Annotated in this window: 13 protein-coding genes and 4 tRNA genes; 16 read left to right on the forward strand and 1 reads right to left on the reverse strand. The window is 51.2% G+C overall.

The genetic code is table 11. The features are described 5' to 3' along the window. Positions 1–18 precede the first annotated feature (18 nt). Together nlpD and rpoS are read left to right on the forward strand one after the other, a co-directional pair. On the forward strand, positions 19–1029 hold the full coding sequence (nlpD, locus tag J1779_RS01685) for a murein hydrolase activator NlpD (protein ID WP_122096431.1): 1011 nt from the start codon (positions 19–21) through the stop codon (positions 1027–1029). A 51-nt stretch (positions 1030–1080) separates the two neighbouring features. After that, positions 1081–2067 carry an RNA polymerase sigma factor RpoS gene (rpoS, locus tag J1779_RS01690; RefSeq protein ID WP_056772811.1) on the forward strand — a complete coding sequence of 329 codons (987 nt, stop codon included), beginning with the start codon at positions 1081–1083 and terminating at the stop codon, positions 2065–2067. 118 nt (positions 2068–2185) lie between these two features. On the opposite strand, the gene mutS is transcribed toward rpoS, so the two are convergent. After that, complete coding sequence (gene mutS, locus J1779_RS01695; protein ID WP_217202701.1) at positions 2186–4732, reverse strand: DNA mismatch repair protein MutS; 2547 nt, start codon at positions 4730–4732, stop codon at positions 2186–2188. A 261-nt stretch (positions 4733–4993) separates the two neighbouring features. Between mutS and mltB the strand changes: the two genes are divergently transcribed. The 14 genes from mltB to luxS all read left to right on the forward strand — a co-directional run bounded on the left by mltB (position 4994) and on the right by luxS (position 16393). Next, a complete protein-coding gene (gene mltB, locus J1779_RS01700) occupies positions 4994–6097 on the forward strand; it encodes a lytic murein transglycosylase B (protein ID WP_122096376.1) in 1104 nt (367 codons plus the stop codon). Positions 6098–6256: 159 nt separating this feature from the next. Then, positions 6257–6751 carry a nicotinamide-nucleotide amidase gene (gene pncC / locus J1779_RS01705; RefSeq protein ID WP_217202702.1) on the forward strand — a complete coding sequence of 165 codons (495 nt, stop codon included), beginning with the start codon at positions 6257–6259 and terminating at the stop codon, positions 6749–6751. Positions 6752–6858: 107 nt separating this feature from the next. Continuing rightward, positions 6859–7923, forward strand: coding sequence for a recombinase RecA (gene recA, locus J1779_RS01710; RefSeq protein ID WP_056772804.1), 1065 nt, complete (start codon positions 6859–6861; stop codon positions 7921–7923). A 240-nt stretch (positions 7924–8163) separates the two neighbouring features. Continuing rightward, the gene (gene recX, locus J1779_RS01715; protein ID WP_056773067.1) at positions 8164–8730 is read left to right on the forward strand and encodes a recombination regulator RecX; all 567 of its coding nucleotides are present in this window, start codon (positions 8164–8166) and stop codon (positions 8728–8730) included. Between the two features lie 138 nt (positions 8731–8868). Further along, positions 8869–11496: an alanine--tRNA ligase gene (alaS, locus tag J1779_RS01720; RefSeq protein WP_217202703.1), complete on the forward strand. Its 2628-nt coding sequence runs from the start codon at positions 8869–8871 to the stop codon at positions 11494–11496. 255 nt (positions 11497–11751) lie between these two features. Beyond that, positions 11752–11937 (forward strand): carbon storage regulator CsrA, encoded by a 186-nt coding sequence (gene csrA, locus J1779_RS01725; RefSeq protein WP_013574027.1) that lies wholly within the window; start codon positions 11752–11754, stop codon positions 11935–11937. A gap of 325 nt (positions 11938–12262) precedes the next feature. Continuing rightward, positions 12263–12355, forward strand: a tRNA-Ser gene (locus J1779_RS01730). Between the two features lie 8 nt (positions 12356–12363). Then, a tRNA-Arg gene (locus J1779_RS01735) sits at positions 12364–12440 on the forward strand. 111 nt (positions 12441–12551) lie between these two features. Next, positions 12552–12628, forward strand: a tRNA-Arg gene (locus J1779_RS01740). Positions 12629–12681: 53 nt separating this feature from the next. Then, positions 12682–12758 (forward strand) — tRNA-Arg (locus J1779_RS01745). A 313-nt stretch (positions 12759–13071) separates the two neighbouring features. After that, positions 13072–13638, forward strand: a complete 567-nt coding sequence (gene yqaB / locus J1779_RS01750) for a fructose-1-phosphate/6-phosphogluconate phosphatase (RefSeq protein WP_056772800.1) — start codon at positions 13072–13074, stop codon at positions 13636–13638. Further along, complete coding sequence (locus J1779_RS01755; protein ID WP_056772797.1) at positions 13635–14063, forward strand: YqaA family protein; 429 nt, start codon at positions 13635–13637, stop codon at positions 14061–14063. The genes yqaB and J1779_RS01755 overlap by 4 nt, the downstream gene beginning before the upstream one ends. An 85-nt stretch (positions 14064–14148) precedes the next feature. Continuing rightward, the gene (gene gshA / locus J1779_RS01760; RefSeq protein ID WP_056772794.1) at positions 14149–15720 is read left to right on the forward strand and encodes a glutamate--cysteine ligase; all 1572 of its coding nucleotides are present in this window, start codon (positions 14149–14151) and stop codon (positions 15718–15720) included. Between the two features lie 157 nt (positions 15721–15877). After that, positions 15878–16393, forward strand: a complete 516-nt coding sequence (gene luxS, locus J1779_RS01765; RefSeq protein WP_056772793.1) for an S-ribosylhomocysteine lyase — start codon at positions 15878–15880, stop codon at positions 16391–16393. Positions 16394–16430: the final 37 nt, after the last annotated feature.

Below are 16430 nucleotides of genomic sequence, written 5' to 3' on the forward strand. Positions count from 1 at the left end.
TGCCGTAACGGGGGAAATATGAGCACGGGAAGCCCAATAAAAACACTAAGCCGCATTGCGGTCTGTACGTTTATCAGTGCCTGGATGGCGGGATGTTCGAACAATTCAACCACATCCGCACCCATCAGTAGTGTCAATGGCGGCGGCGGTGGTAGTCAGAATACTCCGAATTCAGCGACGCCAAATGCTCCTGCGGTCGCCCCCGGTGGACGCATTGTGTACAACCGTAGCTACAACGCTATCCCTAAAGGCAGCTACAGTGGCAGCACGTATCAGGTGAAGCGTGGCGACACCCTTTTTTACATCGCCTGGATCACCGGCAACGACTTCCGGGACCTTGCTGCGCGTAACAATATCGCCGCGCCCTACAGCCTGGAAGTTGGCCAAAACATCCAGATAAATAACGTCTCTTCTGCTGCCAGCACGGGGGGAACTTTAGCCGCGACAGACGCAACTTCTGGCGGTGTTCCTAAAGTGCCGACAGGCGGAATGCTCACAGGTTCTGTGGTTGCATCTCAACCAACTACCACGTATTCTGAATCTTCTGGTAAACAGAATGTAGGTAAGATGTTGCCTTCATCAGGTGCAGTTACTACTACCACACCTGTTGCCGTAGCCAGCACTCCCGTCGCCACTCCAGCAAATAATGGCGGTCCGGTTTCCACATGGAAATGGCCGACCGACGGGAAAATTATCGATAATTTCTCTGCTTCTGAAGGGGGAAATAAGGGGATCGATATTGCAGGTTCGCGCGGACAGTCTGTCGTCGCCACCGCCTCGGGGCGTGTAGTGTACGCAGGCAATGCTCTTCGCGGTTACGGTAATCTAATCATCATCAAACACAATGATGATTACCTGAGCGCCTATGCACATAACGATACAATGCTGGTCCGGGAACAACAAGAAGTGCAGGCGGGACAAAAAATAGCGACTATGGGTAGCACCGGAACCAGTTCAGTAAGATTGCATTTTGAAATTCGTTACAAGGGGAAATCCGTAAACCCGCTGCGTTATCTTCCGCAGCGATAACTCGGGCAGAGTCTTAAATTCTGCCCTCGGGACCACGGGTAGGAGCAGCTTATGAGTCAGAATACGCTGAAAGTTAACGAGTTACATGATGATGTAGATTTCGATGAGAACAGCGCTGAAGCCTTTGACGAGAAAGCCACAGTCGAAGAGACTGCCGATAACGACGCTGAAGAAGAGTTGTTGTCGCAGACTGTAAGCCAACGAGTGCTGGACGCAACTCAACTGTACCTTGGTGAGATCGGTTATTCCCCTCTGCTTACGGCAGAAGAGGAAGTTTATTTTGCAAGACGTGCGCTGCGTGGAGATGTTCCTTCGCGTCGCCGTATGATTGAAAGTAACCTGCGTTTGGTGGTTAAAATTGCCCGCCGCTACAGTAATCGCGGTCTGGCACTGCTGGATTTGATCGAGGAAGGTAACCTGGGTCTGATCCGTGCGGTTGAAAAATTTGACCCTGAGCGTGGATTCCGTTTTTCTACCTATGCGACATGGTGGATACGTCAGACCATTGAACGGGCGATCATGAATCAAACCCGTACCATTCGTTTGCCGATTCACATCGTGAAGGAACTGAACGTTTACCTGCGTACTGCACGTGAACTTGCGCATAAACTTGACCATGAGCCGAGCGCTGAAGAGATTGCAGAGCAACTCGACAAACCGGTACATGACGTCAGCCGTATGTTGCGCCTGAATGAGCGTATTACCTCTGTTGATACCCCGTTGGGTGGTGACTCGGAGAAAGCGCTGTTAGACATTCTGGCGGATGAGAAAGACAACGGCCCGGAAGACACCACGCAAGACGACGATATGAAACAGAGTATCGTGAAGTGGTTATTCGAGTTGAATGCAAAACAGCGTGAAGTGCTGGCGCGTCGTTTCGGCCTGTTAGGTTATGAAGCTGCAACGCTGGAAGATGTAGGTCGCGAAATTGGCCTGACACGTGAACGTGTTCGTCAGATTCAGGTAGAAGGTTTGCGTCGCCTGCGTGAGATTTTGCAGGGACAGGGGCTGAGCATCGAAGCTTTGTTCCGTGAGTAATTCGTTCGGCGAATCATTTACTTTTTAGGCAATACAGCATCAGATTTTGCATCAAAAAAACGGCGGGTTAATCTCCGCCGTTTTTTATGTCTGTCATTTCATTGGCGTTCTGCCGCTTCTACACCAACTCTTTCAAACGATAAATCCATTCCAGTGCCTGCCGTGGTGATAACGAATCCACATCAAGGGCTTCCAGCGCTTCAACTGCCGGAGAGACTTCCTCCGTCAGCAGCGTCAGTTGCGGGCCATCCACTTTGCTGGCGGCGGCGTTATTAGATAACGTTTCCAGCTCTTTCAGTTTTTGGCGTGCGCGCTTAATCACATCGCGCGGGACACCGGCCAGTGCGGCTACGGCCAGGCCATAGCTTTTACTTGCGGCACCGTCTTGCACGCTGTGCATAAAGGCAATGGTATCGCCATGTTCGATAGCATCCAGATGAACATTCACCGTGCCTTCCATTTTTTCCGGCAGCGTGGTCAGCTCGAAGTAATGGGTGGCAAACAGCGTCATGGCTTTTATGCGGCTGGCCAGATTCTCGGCACACGCCCAGGCCAGTGACAGGCCGTCGTAAGTAGAGGTACCGCGGCCGATTTCATCCATCAGCACCAGACTGTTTTCAGTGGCGTTATGCAGGATATTAGCCGTTTCGGTCATTTCCACCATGAAGGTTGAACGCCCTGACGCCAGATCGTCCGCAGCCCCCACGCGGGTGAAGATGCGATCGACAGGGCCAATCGTTGCCGACTCGGCGGGGACGTAGCTGCCAATATGTGCCATCAGAACGATCAGCGCCGCCTGACGCATGTAGGTACTTTTACCGCCCATGTTGGGGCCGGTGATGATCAGCATACGTCGCGCCGGAGACATGTTCAGCGGGTTGGAGATAAAGGGTTCACTGAGCACCTGTTCAACGACCGGGTGACGTCCGCCGGTGATGTTGATCCCCGGTTTCTCGCTCATGGTCGGGCAGGCGTAATTCAGCGTATAGGCACGTTCAGCCAGATTGCTCAGTACGTCCAGCTCAGCCAGTGCACCGGCACTTTGCTGTAAAGCAAACAGATGCGGCATCAGCAGATCAAAAAGCTCTTCGTACAGCGCTTTTTCCAGCGACAGTGCTTTGCCCTTAGACGTGAGAACTTTATCTTCGTACTCTTTCAGTTCCGGAATGATGTAGCGTTCGGCATTTTTTAACGTCTGGCGGCGGACATAGTGGATCGGCACAAGATGGCTCTGACCCCGGCTTACCTGAATGTAATAACCGTGAACGCCATTAAAACCGACCTTCAGCGTATCCAGCCCCAGTTTTTCGCGTTCGCGGATTTCGAGGCGATCGAGATAATCTGTCGCTCCGTCGGCCAGCGCACGCCATTCGTCCAGTTCAGCATTGTAGCCCGGTGCAATCACGCCACCATCACGAACCAGCACCGGAGGACTTTCGATCACTGCGCGTTCCAGCAGTTCCACCAGTTCAGTGAAGTCTCCGGTTTGCTCCACCAGCGTCTGAACATGCTGAGCGCGAGTTTCCTGCAAGATTGCCCGGATTTCCGGCAACTGCTGCAGAGCGTGTCGCATACGGGCCAGATCGCGCGGACGTGCGCTGCGCAGGGCGAGACGTGCCAGAATACGTTCCAGATCGCCGACCTGACGCAGAACGGGCTGTAAGTCCGCCGTGATATCCTGCAACGCACTGATGGTCTGCTGACGGTTTGTCAGCAGCCGGATGTCGCGGCTCGGCATGTGGATCCAGCGTTTGAGCATACGGCTGCCCATCGGCGTCACGGCCTGATCCAGCACCGCTGCGAGGGTGTTCTCCACCCCACCGGCCAGGTTTTGCGTCAGTTCAAGATTTCGGCGCGTGGCCGCATCCATAATGATGCCATCCTGCTGGCGCTCCATGGTCACACCGCGAATGTGGGGCAGGGCGGTGCGCTGGGTATCTTTTACATACTGCAGCAGACAACCGGCAGCGCGCAGAGCCTGAGACGCCTGCTCGACGCCAAAACCGCTCAAATCGCGGGTACCGAATTGCAGATTCAGCTGCTGCTTAGCCGTTTCCAGCTCAAACTCCCACATAGGACGACGGCGCAGGCCGCGGCGGGAAGAAATAAGCGACATGGCTTCAAAGCTTTCCGGATAGAGCAATTCTGCCGGATTGGTGCGTTGTAACTCAGCAGCCATTGTTTCCAGATCGTCCGGCTGGGCGACGCGAAAACGCCCGGAGCTGATGTCCAGCGTTGCGTAGCCGAAACCGCGCCCGTCCTGCCAGATAGCCGCCAGCAGGTTATCGTGGCGCTCGCTGAGTAATGCTTCATCACTGACCGTACCCGGTGTGACGATGCGTACTACTTTGCGGTCAACCGGCCCTTTGCTGAGTGCCGGATCGCCAATTTGTTCTGCGATAGCGACGGATTCACCCAGCTGCACCAGTTTCGCCAGATAGCCTTCTACCGCGTGATAAGGCACACCCGCCATAGGGATCGGCTCACCGGCAGAGGATCCGCGTTTGGTCAGCGAAATATCCATCAGCTGTGACGCACGTTTTGCATCGTCATAAAACAGTTCGTAAAAGTCGCCCATACGGTAAAACAGCAAAACTTCCGGGTTCTCTGCTTTAAGACGCAGGTATTGCTGCATCATGGGGGTGTGGGCTTCCAGTCCGCTCATTGTGTTATGCTTTTTATTGATTTCATTCAATTTTTATTCATCCTGTTGGCTCGCAGCGCCTGATGCAACGACTTTACAACGGATCCTAACGTGAGTGGAGGTAAAAAACCACGTTGCTTACTGAAGATGCGTAACGTCACGCAATTTACGGTAAACGTGAATATCCGGCATCCATGTAAAGACGTTGATTTTCAGTTTTTTCGGCTCTGATAATGCTCTAACATGTCGTCACCTCTTTTATTGCATGGTTACGGACATCCGATGCGCCTTCTGGCAGTCATTCTTCCCCTGGTTTTTACACTTTCTGCATGTAGCAGTCATAAGCCTTCGGCTCAGCCTGACGGCCCGCGCAACCCTTTCTCTGACGGAAGAAATGCGAGTGCCAATACGGCACCCAGCGGCGGTTTTCTGTTGCAGGCTGAACATACCGGTGCCGTTCAGAACGGTGACTTTGCTTACGATCCGGCCATGAATCAGTTTGTTGATAAAATGGTCCGCGAACACGGATTCGACCGTCAGCAGTTGCACGACGTGCTGGCGCAAACCAAACGTCTGGGTTTTGTGCTCAGACTGATGGATCAGCAGGCGCCTTCTGGCGGGCCATCGACCGTACCGAACGGAGCATGGAACCGTTATCGGAGTAAATTCATTACACCGGATAACGTCCAGAATGGTGTGGTTTTCTGGAACCAATATCAGGATGCGCTGCAACGCGCTGAGCAGATTTACGGCGTTCCACCGGAAATCATTGTCGGTATTATCGGCGTTGAAACCCGCTGGGGCCGCGTGATGGGTAAAACACGCATTATTGATGCGCTGGCGACACTTTCCTTTGCGTATCCGCGCCGGGCTGAATACTTCTCCGGTGAGCTGGAAACCTTCCTGCTGATGTCACGTCGTGAAGGTGACGATCCGCTGAGTCTGCGGGGTTCCTTCGCAGGCGCGATGGGGTATGGGCAGTTTATGCCATCCTCCTACAGAGACTACGCCGTGGACTTTAACGGCGACGGACACGCGAATCTGTGGGATCCCGTCGACGCCATCGGCAGCGTGGCTAATTACTTTAAAGCACATGGCTGGACGAAAGGCGCACCGATTGCGGTTCCCGCAGCCGGTCAGGCACCCCTGTTAGAGAATGGTTTCAAAACCAAATATCCGCTGTTTACATTGAAAGCAGCCGGACTCAGCCCGTTAGGCTCGCTCGGCAACTATCAGGAAGCGAGTCTGCTACGCCTTGATATGGGTACCAATTACCAGTACTGGTACGGGTTACCTAACTTCTACACCATCACCCGCTACAACCATAGCGTGCATTATGCGATGGCGGTGTGGCAGCTGGGTGTTGCGGTGAAAGCAGCGCGTTAATGCCCGTTTTTTATCATCTGAAGGCCGCCCGGTGCGGCCTTAGTTTTTGCGTTTAATTCTGATTCTGAATACATCGCGCAAAAAGCAGCGTCAGAACTCGCAGAGCAAAAGAGAAGTGCTAACATCAGGACAGATTCTGATGACCCGCCGGGAGAGGATATGAACGAAGATCGCTTGCATGAATTGAGTGCAGAAATAGGTGCCGAGCTGAAAGCACAAGGCCTGTGGATCACCTGTGCAGAATCGTGCACCGGGGGATGGATTGCTAAAGCCATTACCGACATTGCCGGCAGCTCTGCCTGGTTTGACCGCGGGTTTGTGACTTACAGCAACGCCGCCAAGCACGAACTGCTGGGGGTTTCCGAGAGTACGCTCGAACAGTATGGCGCCGTAAGTGAACAGGTCGTGCGCGAAATGGCGCAGGGTGTGTTGCATGCTGCAGGAGCGGATATCGCTCTGGCAGTCAGCGGTATTGCCGGGCCTGATGGTGGCTCGCAGGAAAAACCGGTCGGTACAGTGTGGTTTGGTTTTGCCGGGAAAGATGGCCGGATCGTGGCGGCAAAACAGCAGTTTTCTGGCGATCGCGACGCTGTACGTTTGCAAGCTGCTGTTTTTGCGCTACAAACAGCATTGTTTGAGTTTCTGCAAAATTAGGCTTGATACTGTATGAGCATACAGTATAATTACTGCCAATTACCTGTTCATAAATTATATTCAGTGATGCGGGCGGGATTTTCCCCTGCATCAGACGAGGAGTAGAAATGGCTATTGATGAGAACAAGCAAAAAGCGTTAGCTGCAGCACTGGGCCAGATTGAAAAGCAATTCGGTAAAGGCTCCATCATGCGTCTGGGTGAAGATCGCTCCATGGACGTTGAAACGATCTCTACCGGCTCTTTGTCCCTGGATATTGCATTGGGCGCTGGCGGTTTGCCGATGGGCCGTATCGTTGAGATTTACGGACCGGAATCTTCCGGTAAAACAACGCTGACCCTTCAGGTTATTGCCGCTGCACAGCGCGAAGGCAAAACCTGTGCCTTCATCGATGCGGAACATGCACTGGATCCGATCTACGCTAAAAAATTGGGCGTGGATATCGACAATCTGCTGTGTTCTCAGCCGGATACCGGCGAACAGGCTCTTGAGATTTGTGACGCGCTGACCCGTTCAGGCGCTGTTGACGTTATCATCGTTGACTCCGTTGCGGCACTGACACCTAAAGCAGAAATCGAAGGTGAAATTGGTGACTCTCACATGGGCCTCGCGGCACGTATGATGAGCCAGGCAATGCGTAAACTCGCAGGTAACCTGAAAAACGCCAACACTCTGCTGATCTTCATCAACCAGATCCGTATGAAAATCGGTGTGATGTTCGGTAACCCGGAAACCACCACCGGCGGTAACGCTCTGAAATTCTACGCTTCTGTCCGTCTTGATATCCGTCGTATCGGCGCTATCAAAGAAGGCGATGTGGTAGTAGGCAGTGAAACGCGCGTCAAAGTCGTGAAGAACAAAATTGCTGCACCGTTCAAACAAGCTGAATTCCAGATTTTATACGGCGAAGGTATCAACATTAATGGCGAACTGATTGACCTGGGCGTTAAGCACAAACTGGTCGAGAAAGCGGGCGCATGGTACAGCTACAACGGTGAAAAGATTGGTCAGGGTAAATCTAACTCCTGTAACTATCTGAAAGAAAATCCGAAAATTGCCGCGGAACTGGATAAAAAACTGCGTGACATGCTGCTGAGCGGCACGGGTGAACTGACCGCTGCTACGACTGCAGAAGTCGCAGACGACGATATGGAAACCAGCGAAGAGTTTTAATTTCGTGGTTGTCTGACAAAGACATTTGAATGATTGGGTTTTTCCCGTCATCTTCAAAAGTCGCTAAAATGCCAGTCTGGTTTCCAGACTGGCATTTTGCATATCAGGGGAAACCTTATGCCTGGTGAAAAAACACCAAATGAAAAAAACATCGATCTGAAAAAGCTGCTCGAAGAAGTCGCGCAAAACAGTGACTCTGGCCTGTTTGAACCTCAGAAAAAAGACGGCGATGCCGCCAAAATCAACACGCTGATTAGCCGTGCCATGCGACTGCTTGCTCAGCGCGACCATGGCGAAACAGAATTGCGCCGCAAGTTGCTCATTCCCCCGATGCCTTTTGTTAAACCGCAGAATAAGAAAAGCAGTTGGTCATCGCGTAAGAAGCAGGCGCAAAATGAGTTCGCCGAAGAAGACATCGTAAGAGCTAAACCGGAGCCACGTCCGGTACCTGAAGAGATCCCTGAAGAGCATGTTCAGGCCGTTATCGACTATTGCTATCAGCACCAGTGGCTGGATGATGCCAAATTTGCCGACCGGTATATTTCTGGGCGCAGTAACAAAGGTTATGGCGCTCAGCGTATCCGTTCAGAATTAATGCAAAAAGGTGTCGATAAAGAAATCATTACCACGGCTCTGGAGAATACTGAGGTCGACTGGTGCATTCTGGCGCGTGAGATTGCGGTCAGAAAATTTGGTGAGAATTTACCTACAGACTGGAAAGAAAAATCAAAAGTTCTGCGTTATTTACTCTATCGCGGCTTCTTTCAGGAAGAAATACAGTCTATTTATCGCGATTTTGACGATTGACCGCATACGGGATTTTACTTCCCCGCGCAGAAATTTTATCTTATCCGCACTTTTTCGTTCGTGAGCTGTACAGATTGCTGCCGTATGCAGCGTGATCCGGCTCAAGAGCCGTTCTTCCAGCATGATTCCGGGATATTTATGAGCAAGAGCACCGCTGAGATCCGTCAAGCGTTTCTCGATTTCTTCCAGAGCAAGGGACACAACGTTGTTTCAAGCAGTTCGCTTGTCCCGACAAACGATCCGACACTGTTGTTTACCAATGCCGGGATGAACCAATTCAAAGACGTTTTCCTCGGTCTGGATAAACGCGATTACAGCCGTGCCACCACGTCTCAACGCTGCGTACGCGCAGGCGGTAAACACAACGATCTCGAAAACGTCGGTTATACCGCTCGTCATCACACCTTCTTCGAAATGCTGGGCAACTTCAGTTTCGGTGATTACTTCAAGCATGATGCAATCAACTACGCCTGGGAATTACTGACCGGCGAAAACTGGTTTAACCTGCCGAAAGAAAAATTGTGGGTCACTGTCTATGAGACAGATGACGAAGCCTTTGAAATCTGGGAAAAAGAAGTTGGCGTTCCTAAAGAACGTATTATCCGCATTGGCGATAATAAAGGCGGCGCTTTCGCCTCTGACAACTTCTGGCAAATGGGCGACACCGGCCCTTGCGGCCCTTGTACTGAAATATTCTTCGATCATGGAGATCACATCTGGGGTGGCCCTCCGGGTTCAGCCGAAGAAGATGGCGACCGTTATATCGAAATCTGGAACATCGTGTTCATGCAGTTCAACCGTCAGTCTGACGGCACGATGCTGCCATTGCCAAAACCGTCCGTAGATACCGGGATGGGGCTTGAGCGCATCACCGCTGTTATGCAGCATGTGAACTCAAACTATGACATCGATTTATTCCAGAAGCTGATCGCCGCCGTGGCAGAAGTGACCGGCGCTACCGATCTGACCAGCAAATCCCTGCGTGTTATCGCCGACCATATTCGTTCGTGCGCATTCCTGATCGCTGACGGTGTGATCCCATCGAATGAAAACCGTGGCTATGTGCTGCGTCGTATCATTCGTCGTGCGATCCGTCACGGCAACATGCTGGGCGCCAAAGATACTTTCTTCTTCAAACTGGTTGCCCCACTGATCGACGTGATGGGCCCGGCGGCTGCGGAACTGAAAGAACAGCAGGCAATGGTTGAACAATTGCTGAAAACTGAAGAAGAGCAGTTTGCCCGCACACTGGAACGTGGTCTGGCATTGCTGGACGATGAACTGTCCGCAATGACGGGTGACACTCTGGACGGTGAAATTGCTTTCCGTCTGTACGACACCTTCGGTTTCCCGCTGGATCTGACTGCCGATGTTTGCCGCGAGCGTAATCTGAAAGTCGATGAAGTCGGTTTTGAGAAAGCGATGGAAGTTCAGCGTCGCCGTGCTCGTGAGTCCAGCGGTTTCAGCGCAGACTACAACAGCATGGTTCGTGTGGACGGTGTGACTCAGTTCTCCGGATACGAACATCTGCAACGCAATTCCAAAGTGGTGGCATTGTTTATCGACGGTCAGTCAGTGAACGAGATTCAGGCGGGTGATAATGCCATCGTGGTACTGGATGACACGCCATTTTATGGTGAATCCGGTGGACAGGTGGGCGATAAAGGCATCCTGAAAACGTCAGCTGGTATCTTCTCTGTTTCCGATACTCAGAAATACGGCAAAGCGATTGGTCATCAGGGTTCCCTGAATGCCGGTAAGCTTAGCGTTGGCGACAGCGTTGAAGCTGAAGTGGATGTGGCTCGTCGTGACCGTATCCGTCTGAACCACTCAGCCACTCACTTACTGCACGCAGCATTGCGTCAGGTGCTGGGTAAACACGTCGCACAGAAAGGGTCACTGGTTAACGATAACTATCTGCGTTTCGACTTCTCACATTTTGAAGCCATGAAGCCTGAAGAAATTCGTCAGGTTGAAGATCTGGTGAATGCGCAAATTCGTCGTAATCTGCCTATCCAGACCACCATCATGGATTTGGACGAAGCCAAAGAAAAAGGTGCAATGGCACTGTTTGGTGAAAAATACGAAGACAGCGTCCGTGTCTTGAGCATGGGCGATTTCTCCACAGAACTGTGTGGCGGAACTCACGCCAGCCGTACCGGCGATATTGGCCTGTTCCGTATCCAGAGCGAGTCGGGCACTGCGGCAGGCATTCGTCGTATCGAAGGGATCACGGGTGAGAATGCGATCAATGCACTGCATCAGCAAAGTGATTTGCTGCAAGATGTCGCACACCTGGTAAAAGGTGATGTCAACAGTATTACCGATAAGATCCGATCCCTGATCGAACGTTCGCGCGTGCTGGAAAGAGAACTTCAGCAAGTGAAAGGTCAGCAGGCTGCGCAGGAAAGCGCATCTCTGTCGGGCCAGACCAAAGAAGTGAAAGGCGTTAAGCTGTTAGTTCGTCAGCTGGATAATGTAGAGCCTAAAATTCTGCGTACGATGGTTGATGATCTGAAAAACCAGTTAGGTTCAGTGATCATTGTTCTGGCAACCATCGCTGACGATAAAGTCAGCCTGATTGCCGGTGTCACAAAAGATCTGACTGACCGTGTCAAAGCGGGGGATCTGATTGCTTCTGTTGCCCAGCAGGTGGGCGGCAAGGGCGGTGGTCGTCCTGACATGGCACAAGCAGGGGGAAGCGATGTTCAGGCTTTACCGGCAGCCCTGGCTACCGTAGAAGCCTGGGTGGAATCCAAGCTGTAAGAAGAAATAAATCGCTAACCTGGAAAGCGCCATAATGTATTGTGCAATATGGCGTTTTCAGTCTTAATGGTGGGGTAGGCTTCGCGGCAAGGTCGCGACAACGTTGATTTCAGCTAAACTAAAAGTACTCATGGCTGAAGTTGCAGGCCGCTTACAGTTAATGTAAGGGTCATGGCTTACGTTTTACCCGCTTATGATCGATAATGGCCGGGAAACTGAGAGACCCGACTCTTTTAATTATTCAAGGAGCAAAGAATGCTGATTCTAACTCGCCGAGTTGGTGAAACCCTCATGATTGGCGATGAGGTTACTGTTACCGTTTTAGGTGTCAAAGGTAATCAGGTACGTATTGGTGTGAATGCGCCAAAAGAGGTTTCCGTTCACCGTGAAGAGATCTATCAGCGTATTCAGGCTGAAAAATCTCAACAGACGAGTTACTGATTTACGAGGCGTCTCGCTGACGGCGAGGCGCTGATCCTCTTTTCTGCGTATTTCTGATTTTCCTGCCTGACTTTCTCTGTATTTTTATCTGTTTCATTCTTTACGAGCGCTGCTCTGTGATCCCCTTTGCGTAAAAAAGAACGTGGTTTTTATGCGTTTTGCCCTCTTTTTTGCCTTCAAACTGTGCAGGTTGCGCGTGAAATGTCCAAACGAGTGATTGTGTGGAAAAAAGGGTTTGACTTATAAGGGCCAGAAAGTAATATGTGCGCCACGCAGTGCCGATGAGCTTGAACAAAGTTAGTCAGCACACTCGCAAGAGGCGTATGGTGAGGTGGCCGAGAGGCTGAAGGCGCTCCCCTGCTAAGGGAGTATGCGGTCAAAAGCTGCATCCGGGGTTCGAATCCCCGCCTCACCGCCATTTAAAATGCACCCATAGCTCAGCTGGATAGAGTACTCGGCTACGAACCGAGCGGTCGGAAGTTCGAATCTTCCTGGGTGCACCATACTTTCCAAAGCGTATGTTGATTTGCAATCAAATGAGCGTGATGGGCAGAAGCTAACGCTGATGTAGTACGGAAAAATGGTTGGGTAAAATCTGCAGTAAGAATCAAAATGCACCCATAGCTCAGCTGGATAGAGTACTCGGCTACGAACCGAGCGGTCGGAAGTTCGAATCTTCCTGGGTGCACCATTCTTTATCTCTACTTTTCCCGCATCGAATAAAATCTGTAGTAAACACACTTTGCACCCATAGCTCAGCTGGATAGAGTACTCGGCTACGAACCGAGCGGTCGGAAGTTCGAATCTTCCTGGGTGCACCATATTCCAAACATGTTGCAGCGACCATTTTCACATAAGGTCCTCCGGCATGAAGGCAGCACGAAGAAAGATAACGTTGCTTTAGCAACGGCCTGCAGGGCGAGCCCTTGCCAATATCTTCTAGGGTGCCGCCTGTCAGAGAAACCCGCTTCGGCGGGTTTTTTGCTTTCTGCGTTTCATCTCTGCGTTTTCCACTTCATTTCCCTGATTTTTTCAACGTGTTCGGATGTGCTCTGTGAACGGACAAAATGCGACTTTCGGCAGACTTTGCGATAAAGTAGTTTTCCCGTTTTTTTCGTGAGCATGGAGCATTCGATGTACGATCGATACGAAGGGCTAATATTTGATATGGATGGCACCATATTGGATACCGAGCCTACGCACCGTAAGGCATGGCATCAGGTATTAACCAAATACAGTATGCAGTACGATGTCGAATCCATGGTTGCCCTGAATGGTTCCCCGACATGGCGCATCGCCAAGTTTGTTATCGACAGTAATCATGTTGAGATGGACCCTCATCTTCTTGCCGCTGAGAAAACCGCCGCAGTACAGGAAATGTTACTCGATACCGTTCGTCCGCTGCCTCTGATTGATGTCGTTAAGGCCTACCGTGGTCGACGTCCGATGGCCGTAGGAACGGGCAGTGAACACTGGATGGCGGATGCTCTGTTGCGTCATTTGGGTTTACGCGATTGCTTTGATGCCATTGTCGGCGCGAATGACGTGCAGAACCATAAACCCGCACCAGATACATTTTTGCGCTGCGCTGAACTCATCGGCGTGCCTCCTGAAAAATGCGTTGTGTTCGAAGACGCCGATTTTGGTATTGAGGCGGCCAAACGCGCCAATATGGCTTTTGTGGATGTGCGTACGTTGTGAGTAGCGCCGTAGCGCTGGCGTCCTTATTTGGCAGTAGCTTTTTAAGTGCCACGTTGTTACCAGGCAACTCAGAAGTATTATTAGTGGCTTTATTGTCAGCTGGCAGTGCAATGCCGGCGGCACTGGTTTTGTCTGCATCTGTTGGCAATACCTTAGGTGGCATAACCAACGTCATCATCGGACGCTTCTTGCCGCAGCTTAAGCCTCAACGTGGGCTACAGGTTGCAGAAGGCTGGCTGAAACGCTTTGGACCGGCCGCCTTGTTGCTGAGCTGGTTACCGGTGATTGGTGATGTGTTATGCGTATTAGCAGGTTGGCTGCGAATGCCGTGGGGCTCAGTGGTCTTTTTCATGTTGATTGGAAAAGCAGTGCGTTACGTTTTTATTACGGTGGTAACGCTACAGGGGCTTTCATGGTTCAGTTAGATTGGCATCAGTCATCAATTATGGTCACATCTATGCAGACACGCTTTGCTTGCAAATCAATGAGTTCAGAGAGCGGGAGGTCAATTTGATCCCGGATGTATCACAGGCGCTTTCCTGGCTGGAAGCCCATCCTCAGGCATTAAAAGGTATTCGTCGCGGTATTGAGCGTGAAACGCTGCGTGTTAATCCCGATGGTTCATTAGCGAAAACCGGCCATCCGGAATCTCTTGGTGCGGCACTGACGCATCGCTGGATCACCACCGATTTTGCCGAAGCCTTATTAGAATTTATTACCCCCGTCGATGACAATATTGATCATCTGATGGCATTTTTGCGTGACATTCATCGTCACGTGGCCCGTGAGCTCGGCGAAGAGCGCATGTGGCCGTTCAGCATGCCGTGTTTTATTGATTCCGGACAGGATATTGAACTGGCGCAGTACGGTTCATCCAACGTGGGACGCATGAAAACATTGTATCGCGAAGGCCTGAAGAATCGTTATGGCGCGCTGATGCAGGTGATTTCCGGCATTCACTATAATTTCTCGCTGCCGCTGTCGTTCTGGCAGGAGCGTCTGGGCGTGACCGATACCGAAAGCGGTAAAGAGGCGATTTCAGCCGGTTATTTTAAGCTGATCCGTAACTATTACCGTTTTGGCTGGGTGATTCCGTATCTGTTTGGTGCATCACCGGCGATCTGTTCGTCATTCCTTAAAGGTCGTAAAACCGATCTGCCTTTCGAATATACCGAGGGCGGCTTATGTTATCTGCCCTATGCGACGTCGCTGCGCTTGAGTGATTTAGGATATACCAATAAATCGCAGAGTAACCTAGGCATCACCTTTAACGATCTCGAGACTTACGTTAAAGGCGTTAAAAAAGCGATTCGCACACCTTCTGCAGAATATGCAGAGATGGGTGTGAAAAAAGACGGTAAGTATCTGCAACTGAACACGAATGTGTTACAGATTGAGAACGAGCTTTATGCGCCTATCCGTCCTAAACGCGTCACCAAATCAGGTGAAACACCTTCTGATGCGCTGATGCGCAGCGGGATTGAGTACATTGAAGTGCGATCGCTGGACGTTAACCCGTTCTCTCCGGTCGGTATTGATGCGACGCAGGCGCGTTTCCTCGATCTGTTTTTGGTATGGTGTGCCCTGGCCGATGCCCCGGAAATGAGTAGCGATGAGCTGCTTTGCACGCGCCAAAACTGGAACCGTGTGATCCTTGAAGGGCGTAAACCCGGACAGACCATCGGTATCGGCTGCAATGATGATCGTAAGCCGCTGGCTCAGGTGGGCAAAGATTTGTTCGCTGATTTAAACCGGGTCGCGCAGGTGATGGATAGCCAAAATGGCGATCATCTCTATCAGGACGTATGCAAAGAGTTGGTTGCGGCGTTCGATGATCCGGAACTGACTTATTCCGCGCGTATCCTGAAAGAATTGAAACAGCAGGGCGTGGGTAATTTAGGACTGGAGCTGGCCGAGAAATATCGTCAGATGCTGATCAGTGAACCGCTGGAAGTATTGGATGAAAGCGCGTTACTGGCAGAACAAGACGGTTCCTGGCAACGTCAGCGCGACATGGAAGCCGGTGACAAGCTAAGCTTAGAAGACTATCTGGCCGCTCACGCGGGCGGTACCGAAGAGTAGAAAAGAAAAAGGCCACAATTAATGTGGCCAAATAAACATCTCTGTTTACAGGGATGATGATAACAAATGCGCGTCTTTCACTAATTAAGACCTGCATGCTGGGAAAAGGTTTCCTGATTTCGTAAAAAAATTTAATTTATTTTGGAGAGGTGACGATATGCCACTGTTGGATAGCTTTACCGTAGACCATACCCGTATGGCAGCACCTGCTGTTCGCGTCGCAAAAACCATGAAAACCCCACACGGGGATACCATCACTGTGTTCGACCTGCGTTTTTGCCGCCCGAACATTGAAGTGATGCCAGAGCGTGGTATTCACACGCTGGAGCACCTGTTTGCAGGCTTCATGCGTAATCACCTGAACGGAAATGGCGTTGAGATCATCGATATTTCTCCGATGGGTTGCCGTACCGGTTTCTACATGAGCCTGATCGGTGTGCCGGAAGAGCAATTGGTTGCTGATTCCTGGAAAGCGGCGATGGCGGATGTTCTGAAAGTAAAAGAGCAACGTCAGATCCCTGAGCTGAACGAATATCAGTGCGGTACCTACGAGATGCATTCTCTTAAAGAAGCGCAGGAAATCGCGCAGCACATTCTCGATCACGATGTTGTCGTGAACCGTAATGACGATCTGGCTCTGCCGAAAGAAAAACTGTCTGAACTGCACATCTAGTTCGTTCAGCGGAAGCAAAAAAGACGCGAAATTCGCG

The sequence above is a fragment of the Rahnella rivi genome (genome assembly GCF_019049655.1).
Lineage (GTDB): Bacteria > Pseudomonadota > Gammaproteobacteria > Enterobacterales > Enterobacteriaceae > Rahnella > Rahnella rivi.